The sequence below is a fragment of the Streptomyces sp. NBC_01216 genome, from assembly GCF_035994945.1.
GTDB lineage: Bacteria > Actinomycetota > Actinomycetes > Streptomycetales > Streptomycetaceae > Streptomyces.
The window spans coordinates 212795-231178 of record NZ_CP108678.1; the positions used below are offsets into that span (position 1 = coordinate 212795).

At 71.1% G+C, this 18384-nt stretch carries 19 protein-coding genes; 9 read left to right on the top strand and 10 right to left on the bottom strand.

All coding sequences use genetic code 11. The features are described from left to right. Positions 1-134: 134 nt before the first annotated feature. Entirely contained in the window at positions 135-1571 is a 1437-nt protein-coding gene (locus tag OG393_RS33535) for a hypothetical protein (RefSeq protein ID WP_327378847.1), read from the bottom strand. Positions 1572-1775: 204 nt separating this feature from the next. On the opposite strand from OG393_RS33535, the gene OG393_RS33540 reads away from it, so the two are divergent. The 3 genes from OG393_RS33540 to OG393_RS33550 are packed head-to-tail and all read left to right on the top strand — an operon-like array spanning position 1776 to position 2399. Further along, entirely contained in the window at positions 1776-1943 is a 168-nt protein-coding gene (locus tag OG393_RS33540; protein ID WP_327378848.1) for a hypothetical protein, read from the top strand. After that, positions 1940-2173, top strand: a complete 234-nt coding sequence (locus tag OG393_RS33545) for a hypothetical protein (protein ID WP_327378849.1) — start codon at positions 1940-1942, stop codon at positions 2171-2173. Before OG393_RS33540 ends, OG393_RS33545 begins: the two co-directional genes overlap by 4 nt. A gap of 31 nt (positions 2174-2204) precedes the next feature. After that, positions 2205-2399, top strand: coding sequence for a hypothetical protein (locus tag OG393_RS33550; RefSeq protein WP_327378850.1), 195 nt, complete (start codon positions 2205-2207; stop codon positions 2397-2399). 415 nt (positions 2400-2814) lie between these two features. Here the strand turns inward: OG393_RS33550 and OG393_RS33555 are convergent, their stop codons facing one another. Together OG393_RS33555 and OG393_RS33560 are read right to left on the bottom strand one after the other, a co-directional pair. After that, complete coding sequence (locus OG393_RS33555) at positions 2815-3015, bottom strand: cold-shock protein (RefSeq protein WP_327378851.1); 201 nt, start codon at positions 3013-3015, stop codon at positions 2815-2817. Between the two features lie 215 nt (positions 3016-3230). Then, positions 3231-4109: a hypothetical protein gene (locus tag OG393_RS33560; protein WP_327378852.1), complete on the bottom strand. Its 879-nt coding sequence runs from the start codon at positions 4107-4109 to the stop codon at positions 3231-3233. A gap of 205 nt (positions 4110-4314) precedes the next feature. Between OG393_RS33560 and OG393_RS33565 the strand changes: the two genes are divergently transcribed. Next, positions 4315-4632 carry a hypothetical protein gene (locus OG393_RS33565; protein ID WP_327378853.1) on the top strand — a complete coding sequence of 106 codons (318 nt, stop codon included), beginning with the start codon at positions 4315-4317 and terminating at the stop codon, positions 4630-4632. A 13-nt stretch (positions 4633-4645) separates the two neighbouring features. On the opposite strand, the gene OG393_RS33570 is transcribed toward OG393_RS33565, so the two are convergent. From OG393_RS33570 to OG393_RS33580, 3 genes are all read right to left on the bottom strand, one after another. Then, positions 4646-5947, bottom strand: coding sequence for a competence protein CoiA family protein (locus tag OG393_RS33570; protein WP_327378854.1), 1302 nt, complete (start codon positions 5945-5947; stop codon positions 4646-4648). Positions 5948-5960: 13 nt separating this feature from the next. Next, positions 5961-6236, bottom strand: coding sequence for a hypothetical protein (locus OG393_RS33575; RefSeq protein WP_327378855.1), 276 nt, complete (start codon positions 6234-6236; stop codon positions 5961-5963). 95 nt (positions 6237-6331) lie between these two features. After that, positions 6332-6652, bottom strand: coding sequence for a DUF6087 family protein (locus tag OG393_RS33580; protein WP_327378856.1), 321 nt, complete (start codon positions 6650-6652; stop codon positions 6332-6334). 203 nt (positions 6653-6855) lie between these two features. Here OG393_RS33580 and OG393_RS33585 point away from each other — a divergent pair, with 203 nt between their 5' ends. Further along, positions 6856-7068 carry a helix-turn-helix domain-containing protein gene (locus OG393_RS33585; RefSeq protein ID WP_327378857.1) on the top strand — a complete coding sequence of 71 codons (213 nt, stop codon included), beginning with the start codon at positions 6856-6858 and terminating at the stop codon, positions 7066-7068. Between the two features lie 183 nt (positions 7069-7251). Next, positions 7252-8142 (top strand): restriction endonuclease, encoded by an 891-nt coding sequence (locus OG393_RS33590; RefSeq protein ID WP_327378858.1) that lies wholly within the window; start codon positions 7252-7254, stop codon positions 8140-8142. Here the strand turns inward: OG393_RS33590 and OG393_RS33595 are convergent. From OG393_RS33595 to OG393_RS33605, 3 genes are all read right to left on the bottom strand, one after another. Next, on the bottom strand, positions 8118-9434 hold the full coding sequence (locus tag OG393_RS33595) for a UDP-glucose dehydrogenase family protein (RefSeq protein ID WP_327378859.1): 1317 nt from the start codon (positions 9432-9434) through the stop codon (positions 8118-8120). The two genes, OG393_RS33590 and OG393_RS33595, sit on opposite strands and share 25 nt — an antisense overlap. A gap of 61 nt (positions 9435-9495) precedes the next feature. Beyond that, the gene (locus OG393_RS33600) at positions 9496-9936 is read right to left on the bottom strand and encodes an NUDIX domain-containing protein (protein WP_327378860.1); all 441 of its coding nucleotides are present in this window, start codon (positions 9934-9936) and stop codon (positions 9496-9498) included. 28 nt (positions 9937-9964) lie between these two features. Further along, positions 9965-11731 (bottom strand): asparagine synthetase B family protein, encoded by a 1767-nt coding sequence (locus OG393_RS33605; protein WP_327378861.1) that lies wholly within the window; start codon positions 11729-11731, stop codon positions 9965-9967. A gap of 318 nt (positions 11732-12049) precedes the next feature. Here OG393_RS33605 and OG393_RS33610 point away from each other — a divergent pair, with 318 nt between their 5' ends. Beyond that, positions 12050-13441 carry a sporulation protein gene (locus tag OG393_RS33610; RefSeq protein WP_327378963.1) on the top strand — a complete coding sequence of 464 codons (1392 nt, stop codon included), beginning with the start codon at positions 12050-12052 and terminating at the stop codon, positions 13439-13441. A 38-nt stretch (positions 13442-13479) separates the two neighbouring features. Here the strand turns inward: OG393_RS33610 and OG393_RS33615 are convergent, their stop codons facing one another. After that, entirely contained in the window at positions 13480-15273 is a 1794-nt protein-coding gene (locus tag OG393_RS33615; protein ID WP_327378862.1) for a hypothetical protein, read from the bottom strand. A 579-nt stretch (positions 15274-15852) separates the two neighbouring features. On the opposite strand from OG393_RS33615, the gene OG393_RS33620 reads away from it, so the two are divergent. Beyond that, positions 15853-16842, top strand: a complete 990-nt coding sequence (locus OG393_RS33620; RefSeq protein ID WP_327378863.1) for a DNA-binding protein — start codon at positions 15853-15855, stop codon at positions 16840-16842. An 85-nt stretch (positions 16843-16927) separates the two neighbouring features. Further along, positions 16928-18175: a helix-turn-helix domain-containing protein gene (locus tag OG393_RS33625; protein ID WP_327378864.1), complete on the top strand. Its 1248-nt coding sequence runs from the start codon at positions 16928-16930 to the stop codon at positions 18173-18175. Positions 18176-18384 lie beyond the last annotated feature (209 nt).

Sequence of the window (18384 nt, forward strand, 5' to 3'; positions counted from 1 at the left end):
ACGGCCAGGCGGGCCGTGAGGGCTGCCTGTGCTGGCGCCGCCTCACCTGCCTTGGCCGTTCGGTGGCTGGGTGGACGGGGCGGGACTTGGTGTGGTGGACGCGAGCCGTGGTCTACGGCGTCGACCGCACCCGGTCAGTGGCCGGCGCGCAGGGAGACGACGATGTCCTTGTCCGTGTTGCGGGTGATGAACAGGCCGGAGCCGTCCGGTGTGGTCAGGTAGGGGACCTCGGTGCCGACGCTGAGAACCTTCGGGTCCCCGGTCACCGTGCGGAGGTTCAGCTGGGCCGGGACGGGTTCGGTGTCGCTGCCGATGGAGTCGTCGCGGACGGCGCCGTACGCGGTGCCGTCGTCGCGGATGGAGGCCAGGACGATGGTCTTGCGGTTGCCATCGCCCTGAAGGCAGATGCCCCGCTTGGACTGCAGGTCGAACGCGAGGGGGCCGGCGGCTAGGTAGCGTCCGTCGGGCGAGGTGATGACGGGGAAGTCGCGGCTGGAGCTGGTCTCGTCGGGGACGTCGTAGTCGCAGACGACCTGGGCGGTGAGCGTGCCGGTGGCCAGATCGTGCACGGACCAGACGGCGTTGTCGTCCCGGCCGTACCTGCCGCCGGTCTTCCAGCCGGCCAGAACATACCCATGGGCGGACCCGTAGACGGTGCCGTTCCACGAGTCAAGGATGCCGGTGGTGGCGGCCACCTGCTTGGGCCGGATGGAGTCGCTGAACCACTTCCCGGGAATGCCGAAGCCTCCGCCGCCCATGCCGACGAGCGGGCCCTGGGGGGTAGCGGCCATGACGCGGCTGCTGTTGCAGGCTGCCGCCTTCTCGCACTGCGGCAGGAGTTTGTTGGCGTCCTCGTAGACGGTCGTCTTGCCCGTGGTGACGTCCACCGCGGCCGACGAGCGGGGGAACGCGCCGCTCTCACCCCAGGCCACCAGCAGCCTGCCGCCGGACGCCTGCACGCGGATCTGTCCGGGGGAGGCGGAGACGGGGACGTCGATCTCCTTGACCGGCTTGACCGCCGCGCCGGAGGCGTCGGCCGGGTAGAGAGCCAGGCGCACCACCTCGACACCCTCGTGGAGATCGTCCTTGCCGCGCATGCCGTGCGCGTACGCGACCACATAAACCCGGCCGTCCTGCTCGAAGCCCATCACGTCGGGGATCTCGGCGGTCTCACCGGACGTGCTGTCCCCCTGCGCACCCTCGACGGGAGTGGGCGGGTTCCGCGGCGCCGAGCGCCAGGCGACCTTGCCGTTGCTGCCCGACCGCGCGGTGATCGTGTAGCCGTTGGAGGCCACCTGCATCACCGCGACCGTCTGCGTGCCCGGAACGTTCGTGACCGGCAGCGTCGTCACCGACTGCGGCACCCACGACAGCCTCTCATCCCAACCCTTCGCCGCGTCGTAGGCCGCCGGCACGCTCAGCTTGGCCAGCGGCTCCGCGCGGTCCAGCGGACCCGGACCGCCAGGCTTGGCCGAACCGGAATCCGACCCGGAGCCCGAACAGCCCGTCAACACCGTCAGCACCAGTGCCCCGGCCACCGCCGCACGCGCTCGCATGATCCCCGCCCTCATGATTGCCATGATCCGATCAGCTCCGAACCCTAGCAACGCACCTCGAACCCCTTCGTCCTCCAGCCCCGCGATCAAGCCACCTTCTGCGACATCGGCCGACCAGCGCCCACAGGGGGCAAGACGGGACGCGGCAGGAGCGCGTCTCGCCCCCGGCCCGCCCAGGGCCGGGAGTATTCTCAGCCCGGTGAGGGGGAGCATCAGCTCATGATCTACGCAAGCCACCGCACCAAGGGCGCCCCGGTGCTGGGTGCCCTCCCCGGGCAGGAAGGCCCCTTCGGCCACCGACCCGCCCCGGGTGAGGACGAAGACCTGGCGCACGCCGAGGATCAGGCCGCCGACGTGCCCGCTCCCCGGGCCGGGAGCGAGCGGTGACCCTGTGGCGGCAGGTGCTGGCCGCACTCAGTGACGACACCCTCGACGACTCAACTCGCGAGGAGATCGTGGCCCGCGGCGCCGCCCAGCTCGCCGTCCGCCGCGCGCCCGAGGGCCAGCAGGCCACGCCCCAGGCCGTCCTCGACACCGCCTTCCACGGGTTCAATCTCCTTCTCACCGTCGAACAGGCCCGCGAAGCTCTCCGCGAAGTCGGCCGCGTCCATGAGTGACCCGCGCGGCGCAGAAGGCGTTGAAGCCGGTGTGACCACGACCATGCGGCTCACGCCCCACGTCGGCGTGCAGCGCACCGGGAGCGAAACGGTTCCCCGCCCCGAACCGGAGCCGATGTTCGCCGAGCTCGCCGCACGATGGGCCAGCGCCGGCCGGACCGTGCCCGGCCGACCGGATGAGGAGTGGACGCTCCTCGCCCGCCGCTCCCCCTGGCCCCTACGCTGACCGCGCGGTTCGGGTACGGCCCCCACCCCCCCAAGGAGCCCGCCGGCACCGTTATAGCGCCGCGCTCCCGGGCTGCCGGACCGGCACACTGTGGTTGGGCCCACCGGTCCGGCAGCCCGACCAGTCCACCATCCCAGCTTGGGGCGCACGCGACGGCGCCCGGTAGCACGAAGGCCCTGACCGCTCGGGGACGATCAGGACCTTCATGGAGCCGACACGGCCACGTTGCCAGGGTGCCATCGGGACCGCGGCCGTACCGGCCGCCGCGGGGCGTCCGGAGCAGTGCACGCGTCACCGGCTCAGCGAGCCTCGCGTCCACAGGGTCGCTCGTCGCGCTGGTGCTGGCCGGATGTCTGGAGGGGAGGGTTCCGTGACGGTGGCCATCGCACCGCCCAGCGGTCCGGGCCGCTGGAGTTCAGACGGCGCTGACCGCTGTGGCCTGCGGGCCCTTCGTGCCGTTGGCGACCTCGTAGGCGACTCGCTGGCCTTCTTCGAGGCTGCGGTAGCCGGTGGCCTGGATCTCGGAGTAGTGGACGAAGAGGTCGGGGCCGGAGTCCTGCTCGATGAAGCCGAATCCCTTTTCCGCGTTGAACCACTTCACGGCTCCCTGCGCCACGCTCGCTCCTGGATGTTGTGCCGGTTGCAGCCGCCATTGTCGGCGCACGCGGGTGCCTGATGGACCGGCGACACACCTCGGCGACGAAGGTTCCTCGACGGCAGCGGTGGCGGCACGGGCCGGAATACGTGGAGCAGCCCGATGGGTTCTGCGTGGCCGTTCTGCCAGGCCGCTCCGAGCTGCAGGCCGTCCGCTTCACCGGACCGCCTGGCGGGTCACTTCATACCGCGCTCTACGAAGTCGGCGAGCCGGATCAGTCTGGCCTTGTCCTTCCAGACCTCGCCCCCGCCGGAGATCAGCGGGGTGCTTGTGCGCCAGTCCGACACGGCGTCGAGCACGGCTCGTTCCAGGGTCAGGGCTTCCTGGTAGTCCCCGGTGGTGAAGGTGTCCACGATCATGGCGCCGGCCGACTCGTGGGTCGTCAGCCGGCGATCGCTGCCCATCGTGGTGACGCCGACCTTGTAGAGGCCAAGGCCGTAGTAGTGGGCGATGTAGACACGGTGGGGGGCGCCATCATCCCGAACACCGCAGCAGCGCGGGCACGACTCGTTATCGAGCATGTCGTCATGCCGCTCCAGCGCGCCGTCGATGGCATCTTTCAAGTGGAAGGGGTACGACTTCAGGTAGCCGGCGAACTTCTCGACACCATCGGGCCGCTCGGGCCAGTCCAGCGCGTCCAGCGCTTCCATCAGTAGATGGTCGCGCTCCCGCTGCCCCAGCTCTCGCCGGTCAACCAGCCACCGGATCGCCAGCGCCTGCGCGAACTCCTGCAGGTCGGCGGTGAACTGCGCAGACCTCGCGTACCACCGGCACGGGTGGTCCCAGGGAAAGCCTTGCCAGCCGTGCCGGTGCTTGAGCTGTCTGCGCAGTCGCCGCTCCTCCGCACTCCGAAGGTCCGACCCGTAGCGGCGGCGGCTGCGCAGCGGCTTCAGGCGAGCGATATCCGCGAAGTGCTGATCGACCTTCGACCGCTCATAGCTGGTCCAGGCGGCCCGCCGCTCGAGCAGGTACTTCTCTCCCTCGGCCTTCGTCAGTCTTCTGAGCTGCGGGTACTTCGATATCGCGTTGGCCGGTATGCGGTCGTGCCATGCCATGGGTGCGGTGCTCCTGTGGATCTTGGTTCGGCGGCGACGCTACCTGGTGGGTACGGCGTTGGCGGCCTCCGGGGCCCTGGGCCTGGCATGCCGAGCTACGCGGCCGCGCGGGTGAAGCGCCCGCTGGCGTGTCCTCCACCCCTTGCTGCCGCTGGGCAGTCTTGAATGTCTTGACATCCATGACTTTCAAGAGCACGGTACGGGCATGACTGAGATCCCAGCCCCCACGGGGGAGTGCTTTTGCGGGTGCGGGTCCGACGCCCGGCCCGGCAATTACTTCAGGCAGGGCCACGACAAGAAGGCCGAGGGCGATCTCAACGCGCTCTATCACGGCGACCGAGTCGTCCAGCGGCTTGTCGACCGCGGGTACGGGCCGGGCGGCCACAACCTGCATCAGGCGGCCATCGACGTGGGTGTGCGGGAGGCGTGCGGTGTGGTGGAGGGCTGTCCGGCCAGCGGACGGCCCGGCAGCGCGGAGCTGAGAAGGCACCGAGCCACCCACACACGTCCCGCCGGCAGCTGACGGGCAACCTCCCTCACTGGGAACGGGGCTCTTGCTCGGGCAGGATGATGATGCGGGTGCCGTTGGGTGCGGTGCGGCCGAGGATGCGCAGCTCATCGAGGTTGCGGACGAAGATGATCAGTCCTTTGAGTTGGTCCCAGTCGACGAGCTGGGGCCGGGGTCGCAGGACGGCGCAGGGGCGGTCGCCCGCGTACAGGGGTGTGCCCAGGGCCCAGCGGCGGTCGCCGTCGCGGTAGCGCAGTTCGGCGTTGGCGCCGAGCAGCAGGCGGGCCTCGGCCAGAGCGGCGGCGTGCAGGTGTTCGCGTTCCCGGTTGGGGAGGTTGACCTGCCACGTCGGCTCGGGGTGCGGAGCGGTGGGGCTGGCCTGCTGCGGCACGGTCGGCTGTCGGTCCGCTGGCTCGGATGGGGGCGCGGCCGGAGCAGGAGCGGCGAGTTGGCGGGCCCGCCTTGCTCGGTACTCCGCTTCCCGGCGGCGGCGTTGCTCGTTCTCTCGCAGCCGCTGCTGTTCTTCGAACGCGGCGACGGCGCGGTCGTGGGCCTGCTGGTAGGCCGCTGCGGCGGTGATGTACTGCGGTGCGGTCCACACGCCGGTCCAGGCGTGCTGCTCGGTGTGCAGCCAGCTCGGCAATCGGTGAGAGACGGCGCGGCCGGTCAGCGCCCAGGCGGTGAAGGGCCGCAGGTTGGCTGTCGTCTCGTGCCACTCGCCATGGCCGATGGAGCGGCACAGCACGTGCTCCTCACACCTGTCGACGGTGAAGCGGGCCAGCCCGCCGGCGACCGTCCAGTTCGGCTCGTCGTCGCTCGGCGGCCGGACATGGACGGAAGGCACTTCTCCGACCCAGGGCCGCAACTTGGTGGCGACCCAGCACACCCGTACGCCGTCCTTCGCGAAACGCGCGGTGCGCTCGCTGATCTCATCCACGGTGATCGGGGACAGCTGCGCCTCCCATGCCATGCGCGCGGTGCCGTCCGGCGAGGTGGACATGACGTCGGCCCGCCAGTCCCCGTCGGGCCCGCGGATCTCGAGCTCGGCGTGGTACCCGGCCGCGCGCACGGCGGTGGCCAGTTCCAGCTTCAGCAGATGGTGCTCCATGGACTCCCCGGCCAGCGCACAGGTGGGCGCGCCGGGGTCGTGCGCGAAGAACCGCAGCCCGTACCGGGAGACCTTCGCGTGCATCGGGTGCGCGCACTCCGGACAGACCATGATCACGCGGGGGCGGGTGCGGTGGACGGCCTCCCACGCCCAGCCGCAGCCGAGATCGTACTGGGTGGCATCCAGCCGGCCGCGCCCGTCGTGCTGCGCGGTGAAGCCCACGGTTCCCTCCTGGTCAGGACGTCTGTGATCCGGGACGCGGCTGCGCGAGGTGGCTGCCGGAGACGTCGACGGTGAGGTCGAGACGGACGCCGGGCTGGTCGGAGGCCGGTTCGCAGTCGTCCGGGCACAGGTAGAAAGGGACGAGGTTGACCGACGTCACGGCCACCCCTTCGTGCTCGGCGACCCACCGGCCGGCGGCCGTGAGCAGGGCGGCGACGTCATCGCCGGTGATGGACACGGTCTGGACGTTGAGGGCGTCGACCGTGATCTGCGGCGGGACGATGGGCATGCGTCTCCTTCACGAGGGTCGGGCGACTGGGCCAGGAGGAGGCGGGGTGCGCCCGGGCGTCGAGCGCCGTGGAGGCGCCGCGTCGGTGCGGGCGCTCAGCGGCCTTCCTCTGTCGGGGCCGTACGGCGGTGCCGCCCCTTGCCGGGGCCGAGCGCAGGGCGATCCCACTCGGCGGGCTTGTCCTGCACCGGCTGCGGTGGATACAGCAGGGCCTTCACGGCGTTCAGGTCCTCGGCGACACCGATCGTCTCCCACTGCGTGCCGGTCCACTCCTGAATGACCCGTGGAGCGTCCGGCTCGACGTGCGCCGCTCGATGCGGGCCCTCGGTCAGCGGCACCGCCCGCCGCTTCCCCGTCGCGGCGGCCCGGCGCTCCTCGCGCCGCCGTGCCCACTCCTCCAGCGGTTCTTCGTTCATCCGAGCATCGTGGCGCAACTCCGCTGCGCGTCGCCACCCTTGGCCGAAATGGTGCTCCCTGTGCATTCCGTCCTGTCGGTCTCTCTCCCGCTGCCGAGGATCGAGGCGGCCAGGGGCGCGCCTTCGCCGAAACGGTGGCCCACGTCTTCACCCCACGCGATCATGGGGGGGCATCGCCCGCCCTCGCAGGAAGGAATCCGCTCATGTCCAACAAGACCCCGGCCCGCCGGCTCGCGCCCGGCGCGGACCGCGACAAGCTCGCCGCCGACCTGAAGAAGAAGTACGACGCCGGGGCCAGCATCCGGGCTCTGGCCGAGGAGACAGGCCGCTCGTACGGCGGCGTGCACCGCCTGCTCGAAGACGCAGGGGCCACGTTCCGCTCGCGCGGCGGCGCCCCGCGCCGTCCCGAGTCCTGACGATCCCGCCACCTCGAGTCCCTCCGGCCACGGCAGGGGCCAAGGCACGCTCGGCGGCTCCACCCGAGGGTGCTGCTCTTGCCCGGCGGCGCCCGGCCGGTGGGTCGAGGCGGGCACGGGATGTCGGTGCCCTGTGGTGGAGTTGTCGCCCGGTCTGTGACGTCAACTCGAGAAGGAGCACCGGTGGTTGAGGACAAGGCACATGGCGGCGAACGGCCGGAAGACGGCGAAGCGCCCGCCGACTTAACCCAGCGCACCGCGGTCCCGGACGCCGCTCTGGACGCAGACCTCCTGCTGGACTTCCCGGATCCGGCCCGCGAGCCTGCTGAGGCCGGACGGCGGGTCTCGCGTGAAGGACTGCGAGATGGCGTGCTGATCGGCGCGGCGGTGGCCGCCCTCGCCGCGGTGGTCGGGTTCGGGATCTGGCTGGGAGCCTGGCTGAACGAGCACTGGGGGATCTACGCCGTCGTGCCGCAGGTGGTGTTCATGCTGCTGGCCGTCTGGGCTCTGGCCGGCGACCAGCGCCGCCGCTGGGAGGAACGGCGGGCTCAGGGCGTGCGGCTGTCGCTGGAGAAGATCGACGCTCTGCACCACCGCGAGTTCGAGTTCGCGGTGCGGGACCTGATGCGCCGCGACGGCTTCGAAGCCGAGCGGGTCGGCGGAGCGCACGATGACGTCTGCGACGTCCGCGGTGTCGACGCAGATGACCGGATCTGGGTCGTTCAGTGCAAGCACAGGCGGGACGGCTGGGAAGGCAAGGCGATCGGTGTGGAGGTCTTGCAGCGGCTCGCTGGCACCGCGAAGACGGTCCACGGGGCCCGGTTCGCGCTCATTGTCACCAACGGCCGGTTCACCCTGTCGGCGCTGGAGCGGAGCGAGACGTACGGCGTCCACCTGATCGACCGGGGCCGGCTTGAGCTGTGGGCCGCCGAGGGCCGGCCGCTGTGGACGCTGCTGGAAGGGGTCAAGGCCGCCCGGCGGCTGCCGGGTCAACGCCGTCGGCGGCCCGGGTCTGCCCGGGCCGCCGGCGCGGTGTCGGCCTTGAGCCGTCAGGGTCGGCCGAGGGCCCGGTAGATCCACCCGGCACTGCGCCAGTCGTCGGCGTTGAGGGTGCCGCGGGCGTCGATCACCTTCGCCTTCGCGACGCGGGAGGCGAGGCGGGCGGGGTCGATGTGCCGGTAGTGGGGCCACTCGGTCAGGTGCAGTAGCAGATCGGCGTCCTGCGCGGCGGCGATCGGGTCGTCGGCGTAGTCGAGGGCGGGGTGGAGCTTGCGGGCGTTGTCGAGGGCCTTGGGGTCGGTGACGGTGACGCAGGCGCCGAGTTCGTGCAGGGCCTGGGCGACGGCGAGGGCGGGTGAGTCGCGGATGTCGTCGGTCTCGGGCTTGAAGGCGGCGCCCCAGACGGTGATCCGCTTGCCCCGCACGTCGCCGCCGAGCTCCTGGCGGGCCATGGCGGCGACGCGCTCGCGGCGGCGGGCGTTGACGGCGTCAGCTTCGCGCAGGATCCCGGCGGCCGGTGCGGCGTCGAGCTCGTCGGCGCGGGCGATGAAGCCGCGCAGGTCCTTGGGCAGGCAGCCGCCGCCGAAGCCGAGCCCAGGGCGCATGCCGCGGCGGCCGATGCGGTGGTCGTGGCCGAGGATGGCGGCGAGCTCTTCGACGTTGGCGCCAGAGGCTTCGCAGACCTCGGCCATCGCGTTGACGAAGGAGATCTTGGTGGCGAGGAAGGAGTTCGCGGCGCCCTTGGCGAGCTCGGCGGTGGCCCAGTCGGTGACGATCGTCGGCGTACCGGCGTCGATGATCTTCTCGAACGCCTCCCGCAACGCGGCCTCGGCCCGGGAGCGGCCAGGGCCGAAGCCCAGGACGAGCCGGTCGGGGCGCAGGGTGTCCTCGATGGCGAAGGACTCGCGCAGGAACTCCGGGTTCCACGCGACCTCGACCAGGTCGCCTGCCGGGGCCAGCTCGTGGAGCAGTTCGGCGACGCGGGGTGCGGTGCCGACGGGGACGGTGGACTTGACCGCGACGACCGCCGGCCGGGTCAGGAGCGGGGCCAGCTGGCGGACGGCGTCGAAGAGGTGGGTGAGGTCGTAGGAGCCGTCGGGCTGCTGCGGGGTGCCCACGCCGATGAAGTGCAGGTCGGCGAAGCCGGCGGCCTCGGCGTAGGAGGCGGTGAACCGCAGCTGGCCGAAGGCGGTGTGCTTGGCGAGGAGGTCGTCGAGGTCCCGCTCGTAGAAGGGGGCCTTGCCGGTGGACAGGGTGTGGACCTTGTCGATGTCGCAGTCCATGCCGAGGACCTGGTGGCCGAGTTCGGCCATGCAGACCGCGTGGGTGGCGCCGAGGTATCCGCATCCGATGACGGTCATCTTCATGGGCGTGCTCGTCCCTTCGGGTGGGGCCGCCCGGCCCCACCCTGTCCCCGTCCGTCGGGGGTCAGGAGGGCCGAGCGGCCAGATGGCGGTGGATCCCGGCCCGGATGAACGGCGGGATCGTGAGGATGTCGAGGTGTTCGGGGGCGAAGAACTGGAGCTTGACGCCTTCGGCGAGCGGCAGCTGCGTCTCGTCGCCGTCCCAGCAGGCGGAGAAGAACGTGATCAGCTGCCCGGAGCCGTGCACGTCGCGGATCTCGAACAGCTCGGTGAGATTCCGGGGCTTGAGGCCGGCTTCCTCGTCGAGCTCCCGGACGATCGCGGCGGCCGGGGGCTCGCCGGCATCGCAGCCGCCGCCCAGCAAGCTCCAGTGGTTCGGCCAGGCGATGACGCCGGGGAGGTCGTCGCGCAGGTGCATCAGCAGCTCGCCGCGGCGGTTGGTGATGAGGGCGACGGCCCCGCGGGCGGTGGCCGGCCCGTAGGCGTCGGTGGTGTCGGAGTGCATGCCGACACGGTAGTGACCGGAGGGATCGTCATGCTGCTGTCCTGACCGTCTGATCGGAGAACCAGGCGGCGGCCATCAGGGCCTGCATGCGGGTGCGGTCGAACCGGCCGCCCGGGGCGAGTCCCGTCTCCAGCAGCGGTCGCCAGGCGGGCGGGGCGTCGGCGAGCGCGGTCTTGATCGCCGCGTCGGCCCAGGCCGCGAGCTGTCCGTTGAGCCAGGCCGGGACGGGGCTGGCGAAGCCGAGCTTGTCCCGGCTCGCCCAGACCTCTCGGGGCAGGCCGAGGGCCTTGGCGGCGTCGCGCAGGATCCGCTTGCCCTGCGCAGGGTCGGAGATCTTGTAGGAGGCGGGGAGGCGGTAGGACAGCTCGACCAGGTCGCGGGCCAGGTACGGGGAGCGGCGTTCGAGAGCGTAGGCGGAGGCGAGCTTGTCGCTGGTCATCACCAGCGGCCGCCAGGCCGTGGCCAGGTCGGCGAGCGTCAGCCCGCGAGCGAGGTCTCCTCCGGCCCGGGCGAACGCGTCGGCGACCAGGTCGCGGACCCGTCCGTCCGGGTCGGGCCCGCGCAGCACCAGACGGGTCACCGCCTCCGCCGGGGTGAGAGGCTGCTCGGCCGGGCGCAGGAGCTTGCCGGCCAGCGGCCGGTACGCCTCCAGTCCGGCGGCGAGCACCTTCTCGGGCCCGAAGAGGACGAGGGCCTGGCGGACGTAGCCCATGAGGAACTCGTCCGGCCCGAGCCCGCCGACCACCACACGCAGGCCCAAATCGGCGATCTTCCGATAGGCCATGTGCTCCGAGAAGGTGGAGGCGTTGCCCATCGGGTAGTCCAGGGCGCGCACCATGTGCGGCAGGGCACGGGTGAAGTCGGCCGGGTCCGGTTCGACCACCACCAGCTCGGCGCCGATGTCCCGGGCGATCACCGCGGCGGTGTCCGACTCGTCCAGGCGGTCCTGGCCCGGGTAGCGGACGGTGACGCAGACCGGCGGCCGCATCAGGTACGCGAGGACCGCGGAGTCCAGGCCGCCCGACAGCAGCAGCGCGAAGTCGCAGGCCGGTACGCGCAGCGGGATCTGCTCGGCCAGGACGGTGGAGAACTTCGCCAGGGCTTCGCGGTAGGTGCCGGTGTACGGGGCGCGGTCCTCCAGGTGCCACCACGTCATCTGGTCGACGGAGCCGGTGGGCACGTCGAACGTCAGCAGCGTGGCCGGGGCGAGCAGCTGGATGCCCTGGAAGGGGGTGTCGGCGCCGACCGGGGTCTCGATCGCGGTGACCTCGGGCCGTAAGACCAGCGGCGCCGGGCCGTACCCGGTCAGGGTGGTGACCTCGGAGGCGAACGCGAGCCGGCCACCGTCCAGCCGCCAGTACAGCGGCTTCTCGCCCAGCCGGTCGCGCGCCAGGAACAGTTTCGCGGTGCGCGGGTCGTAGACGGACAGGGCGAACATGCCGTCGAGCCCGTCCAGGCACGAGGGGCCGATCTTGGCCCAGGCGCGCAGCAGGAAGTGGGCGTCCGACTCGCGCTCGCCGATCTCGATGCCCCAGGCGGCGGCCTGCCGGCGCCAGTTGTAGATCTCGCCGTTGAAGGCCAGCACCAGCCCGGTGCCCGCGTCGGTGTAGGGGCCGGGGTCGGCGTGCGGGTCGACGATCAGGAGCGTGTTCATGGCCAGCACCGCCCGGCCGTCCCTCGTGGCGGTGTGCATCGTGCCGTCGGGGCCGCGGTAGCGCTGGGAGGCGCCCATGGCGGCGATGGTGCTCTCGTGCCGGGCGGCGTCTCCTCCGGCCAGTCCTGCGATTCCGCACATCCTGGTTCACCCCCGAGCGTGAAGTCGTCGTGGTGCCTGGGACGGCCGCCGCCGGAGAGCTCTAAGCAGTCCGGCGGCGGCCGGTGCCCTCATCTCACCGTCCGGCCGCCGGGGCCGGGAGGGCTCACAGGGGGGCTCACAACTCGCAGAAGCGGTTCGCTGCAGCCCGGTGAGGCAATACCCTCAGTTGCCCAACGTGTGCGAGGCGTACGTGATGCCCGTTCGGGAGCGGGCCTGCCCAGGCTGCAGGATCAGGCCGGGCATACGCCGTCTGTCGTGTGCGAGCACCTTCAGCACCTGGTCAAGAAGGGGGACACGGTGGCCTCGACCGCCCGCCGGACCCGTCCGCCCAACGCGGACCTGGCCCGGCTCATCGAAGCCTGCGGCGCGAGCAAGAAGTCCCTGGCCCTGCGGGTCAACCAGCTCGCCCACCAGGCCGGGATGGACACCGACTACTCGCACACCTCCATCGCAAACTGGTGCCAGCGCGGCATGATCCCGAAGTGGCCCGTGCCCACCCTCCTCGCACAGGCGATCGGCGAACGGCTCGGCCGCCCCGTGGATCTCAGCGAGATCGGTATGGGCGAGGCCGAGACACCGGATGCTGATGTGGGGTTGGATTTCCCCCGGGACCGCGCGGAGGCGGTCCGGGTAGCCACCTCGTTCTGGAGCAGCGTGAACCGCCGCGACTTCCTCACCGGATCCGGCTTCGCCGTGTCCGCCTTCACCACGCCGGTCACCCGCTGGCTGGTCACCCCCGCCGACGAGGCAGCCGACCACACCGGCGGCCAGCAGGTCGGCCGCGCCGACCTCGACGAGCTGAGGGACGCCGCCGACGAGGCCCGCCGCTGGGACTCCAAGTACGGCGGCGGGAACTGGAAGGCCAACTCCGTCACCGCCTGCCTGACCGAACGCGCCGCCCCGCTGCTGCGCGGCTCGTTCTCCGACGCCGTCGGCCGCGAGCTGTTCTCCGTCACCGCCGAACTCTCCCGCCTCGCCGGGTGGACAGCGTTCGACGTCGGCCAGCACGACGCCGCCCAGCGCCACTTCATCCAGGCCCTGCGCCTGGCCCGGGCCGGCGGCGATGTGCAGCTCGGCTGCTACGTCCTGACCACCATGGCCATGCAGTCACTGCTGCGCGGCTTCGCCTCCGAGGCCGTGGACATGGCCCAGGGCGCCTTCGAGCGTGCCCGGGGGCACGCGGCGCCGCGGGTGCTGGCGTTCACCAAGCTCATCGAAGCCCGCGCACACGCCCGCGACAACGACCCGAAGGCGGCCTCCCGCGCGCTGGCCGCTTCCGAGGACCTCCTCGGCCAGGCCGACGTCCGGGCGGGTGACGAGCCGGGGTGGATCGACTTCTACCACCATGCCCGGCTGTCCGCTGACGCCGCTGAGGTCTTCCGCGACCTGAAGAACCCCAAGGCCGCCCTCGCCTGGAACCAGCAGGCCGCCGCCATGCCGACGGGGGTGTTCACCCGCTCGGTCGGCATGCGGCTCGCGATCGTCGGCACCGCACACCTCCAGGCCCGCGACCTCGAGCACGGACTCGACCTGGGCAACCGGTCCGTCGACATCCTCGCCCGCGTCCAGTCCGCGCGCGCCAAGGACTACGTCCGCGAGTTCACCGGCGCGCTCGCCCCCTGGCGCCGGGAGCCGGCCGTCCGTGATTTCCTCCACCGTGCCCGCACCGAACTGAGCATCGCGGCCTGACCGGGTGGCCGGACCACGGCCCGCCGCCGGGGCGCGGCTTACTTCCTGCCGGCCCGTGGGAAGCGGGAGACCTCCACAGCCCACTGCGCCACCGCTTCCAGCTCTCCCCGCGGCTGGGGCCGGCCGGCCGCAGCCGCGATCCGGGGGTAGGCCGGATGCATGTCGTGATCGGCACCCGTGACGAGCGCGGACAGCAACGGTGCGGTCCCCGGACGGCTCCGGTCGACGTCGATGAGCACACCCGTTTGCCGACTCCGCTCGAGGGCGGGCAGATCTGGCGGGAGCTGGGCGCGGACCTCCGCCCAGGTGAGCGTGGTTCCGGTCGCTGCGGCCTTCTGCAGGATGCCCTTGACCGCGGCGGCCAGCGGGTCGAGCTTCACGCGCGCCCAGCTCTCCGGCTTCCCGCCCGCCGGGGGCTTCGTGCGGGTACGGGGCGGTGCGGCCTCGGTGCGCACCGGTCGCCGCCGTCGTGCCTTGCGAACCCAGCGGTCGACCCGGTCCCACTCGGGGCCTCTGAGGAGGGAGCCTGCGATGTTCGCCGCCCACGTCAGCTCCTGAACCAGCTTCGCCAGCTCATCATCGGCCAGGAGGTCGCTCTCGCGAGCGAGCCGCTTCAGCAGGGAACGGGCTCTTGCCGCCGCCTCCTCCGTCCGGTTCGGCTTCCTGCTCGTGGAGGGCCCCGGCCGCTTCGGGGCCGCCGGCGCCGGCCTGTGGTGCAGCTGTCGGCGCAAGGCCGCCTGGGCCGCGGGCTCACCGGCATAATCGTGCTCGCGCAGATAGGCCCGGGCCGCGGCCAGGATGCGGTGCTCCTCGGCGCTGGCCCCACGCCGGGTCAGGGACGCGGCCTGCTGAATCCCGGACCGGACATCCCACGCCCGCCGTTCACGGACCGCGGTCTCCAGGTTCCTGAAGATGCGGCGCTGGTACTCCTCGTGGGTGGCCAGCCACCCCTTCGCCTCCTTCAGAGCCCGCTCTGCCTCGGCTCGCGCCGTCGAGCTCAGGCTGTCCAGGAAGGAGCTGCTGCCGTTGCAGAGCCGGCGCACGTGATCCACCGTCCCCGTTCGCTGCGCCGTCTCCAGGCCGCGGACGAACGTGACCACGCTCTCCGGCAGAGCACCCCGGCCCGTGGACGGCGCCGGTGCGGCCAGCCGGCTTCCAGCGGCGGAGCGGTCCCGCAGGATGCGGGAGGCGGCAGGCGTGAGCAGGCCCTCGTCCGTCCACGCGCACTCGCTGAACGGGACCCACTCGGTGGGGTGGGCCAGGCTCTGCGTTCCGATCCAGACCCGGCGGGTCGCGCCGTCGCTGTCACACCGCACCCGGTAGACATACGGGCAGCCCGCCAACCGGGCAGGGTCCGGCACCACACCGGGTCCCAGGACCACGGTCCGCTCGGTGTCCTCCCAGTCGGGCCGGACGGAGCCGTCCATGTGGATGCGCAGCGCGGGGCCGTCCTCCAGGTCCACGTCGACCACCGAGCCGATCGGGGGCGGGAAGGCGAAGCGTCCGGCGCGGCCGTGGTCCAGCAGCGACCGGGACATGGCCGACTTCACATACAGATGGTCCGCGCTGGATTCGCCCACGGCCGGCCGGCGGCAGGTGTTCGGGATGCCGTTCGGCTGAGGGAAGTGCTGGAAGTGGCACTGCCGATCGACGTAGAGCTTCGTGGCGAGCTGGGCGCCGCAGCCGCCAAGCAGCACTCCGCACCAGAACGTGTCGCCTTCGTGGGAGTGGCGGAAGGCATCGAGTTCGATCGCCTCGGGTGGCAGGACGACAGGCACATCGGAGTGCTCGTCGCCGATGACCGCCGTCTGCACCAGCCTGGAATCACGCACCCGTGCTGCCCCCTATCCCCTTCTGAACCACGATAGGGGCAGAGTGCTGGCGCTACGGCCGGTCTGCTCGTACAGGGGCTGACGGGTGCGCGTTCGTGTCCGGATGTCGGCGGCTGTTCCCCCTGGCCGAGACGCTGCTCGACGGACAGCACCGCCATGGTCCGGTCTGCGCGGTCAGGCGTTGAGCGCCTTGCGGAGGGTGTCGTGGCAAACCAGGCAGCGTCAGCCCGACGGCCTCTGGACAACTTCGGCCTGATGCAACTGGCGCGGGGAGCATGGCACCGTCGAGGTAGAGGAGTTCGTATACGCCCCAACCTGGCATATTCGCTTTGGCCGGTTCGACGTGGCTACTGTGTCGCACCAAAGCCCATGTGGTCCCGTAGAAGTGACCGCGCCGCGATCGGCGTTTGCCGCCCGAGGAAGAGCACGGAGCCCGCGAGTAGCCATGCGAGCACCCTGGTGACGCAGGAGATGATCGGTGAGGGTCCCACTCCTGGAGGGCTTCACCTCTCCGAGTGGCGAATACGTCGAGGCCTCACCGTGGCCGGTTTGAGCTTGCGTTCCGGCCTCCCTGAGAGGTTGATCGGAGACCTCGAGGCGGGGAGGGACTGGGTTGACCAGCGCCGCGTGCTTAGTGCGATCGCCAACGCCCTTCGGCTGGATCCGGCTGAACTGACCGGCCAGCCCTACATGCCAGACGAGGCCGACCACTCCACGGTGCACGCGCTCGGGTGGCACGCGCGTCGGTATCTGGCTCGCTCGCTCTCCGCGGATGATGCCGTCGGGGAGGCCAGCCGGGAGGAACTGGCCGCGCTCGTCGAAGGGCTGCAGACGGCCGATGAGGCTGGCGACCTCGCCTCCGCCGCTCTGAAGGTCCCGGGGCTGCTGCAACTGGCTGGTCTGCCGCAGCCCGCCGACGCCGATCTCGGGGTCACCACTGCTCGTGCAGCGGCTCACGTAGCCGTGAGCCGGCTCCTACGCCGCCTCGGATACTGGGACCTCGCCTGGAGTGTCCTCGCTCGGGCATGTCCTCCCGCAGAAGCACGCTCAGCGGTGCTGGCGGAGGAGGTCAGGCTGCTGTTGGACCTGGGGCAGGCTGGGCCAGCCGTCGCCAGGGCCACATGGATAGAGGCCGACGCTCCACCAGAGGTTCTACTGCCGTTGGCCGTCGCGCACGCGACGCTCGGGAACGAAACAAAGAGCGAGTACCTGCTCGCGTCTGCTCAAGCGAAAGCCGTCGATGCGCGGCAACGATCCCAGGTTGCGTGCGCCAGGGCCTTCGCGGCGGCGGAGTGCGGTGCTTACGACCACGTGCTTGAACAGGCAGCGGGCGCTACCTGCCTCCCGGCTGGCGACCGCTCCGCTCTGCTCGTCCTAACCGCGTCCGCGCGGGCCAGGCTCGGCGAATACGGATCGGCGGCCGAGGATCTGGCGGCCGCAGAATCCATCGCGCCGTTGCACACCCGTCTGGATCCGCTGGCACGCGAGCTCCTGTGTGTTCTCCCCGTTCGCGCTCAAGAACACGCCGCGATGCTGGGCGAGATCGCAGCGCGGTTCGGCATGAAGTGATCACGGCCCGTTCGGGGAATGCCCGGCTGCGACGGCCGGACCTGGCCTAACCTACGCAGTGATCCGGGAGAGTGGGCAGGCGATCATGGACGAGCGGCAGCAGGAGCAGGCCAAGCTGATCGGCAAGCGAGTACGGACACTCCGGGGCAAACGGGGGCTAACCGTACGAGCGCTGGGCGGCCTGGCTGGCGTCTCGAACTCCTACCTGTCGATGATCGAGAGCGGTCAGCGGCTCTTGAAGGACCCCGCGTACATCAACGCGATCGCCGACGCTTTGAGGGTCGCGCCGGCCGAACTGCTGGGACAGCCCTTCCTGCCGGTGGACCCCCACGCTACTCAGGCTCACGCTGCCATCCCGGAGCTACGGCTCACGCTGATGGGTATGACGTTGGGCAGTCCGCCTGACCGCCCGGCGCCCGAGGAGCCCCTGACGCGTCTGGCGGCGCGGGTGCGGCAGGCGAACCGGCTCTATCACGCCGCAGAGTACGGGGCCTTGGCGGTCAAGCTCCCGGCGCTGCTGTCGGACCTCCAGGCGGCGGCCGCGGCGAGGGAGGGACGTACGCGGCTACGGGTGCTGCGGCTGCTCGCCGATGCCTACCACCCCGCGTGCACCCTGATGCTCAAGTCGCTCGGTTACACCGATTTGGCCTTCATCGCGGTCACCCGGGCCAGCGAGGCCATCGCCGAACTCGAGGACCCGGTCTACACCGCCCTGAGCGGCTTCTTCGCCACGCACATCCTTATGGCGGCCGGGAGCCCGCAGCAGGCCTTGTCCAAGGCAACCGCCACGGTGAACCTGCTGGAGCAACACCTCGCCCTGCCCCATGCCGAGGCCCTGCTCGGTGAGCTTCACCTGATTTCTGCCACGAGCATCACCAGGGATCCGAGTAGGCCGGCGGGTGACCGCACTTCCGACGTCCGTTCCCACCTAGCAGAGGCGGCGCGCCTGGCAGACGGAATCGGAGAGACGCGCGCCTTTCATCTGAACTTCGGCCCAACAAACGTCAAGATCCACCGCGTCAGCCTCAACGTCGACCTCGGGCACCATGGCGACGCCGTCACGGCGGGTGCCGACGTGCACCCTGAAATCATCAGCGCCCCTGGTCGGCAGGCGGCCTACCATTCCGATCTGGGACGGGCCCTCGTCTACGTCCGCGGGCAGGAGTCGACTGCGGCCGAGCGGTTCCTCCGGGCGGAACTGATCGCCCCTCAGCGGGTTCACGCGGATGCGCTGATCGGCGACTCGGTCAGCCACCTTCTCGGAAAACGGCTTCCCGCCCATGTGCAGCGCGACCTGGCTGGGCTGGCTCACCGAATGGGCATCAGCAGATAGCGATCAAGTAGTCCGCGCGGCCGCGCAGCGTCCGCGTGCCTTTCTCACCGATTCGACGCGGGTAGTGGAACGGCGTCCTTGTACGCATGGCTGCACGATGTAGCCAGAGAGGCACTGAGTGTTCACAGCTGTGAGCAAACAGGGGGGTGTCTCCGCCTACGGTCTGGCACCGGCTTCACGGGAGGGTTCTCCGCGTGAAGCCGGGACGC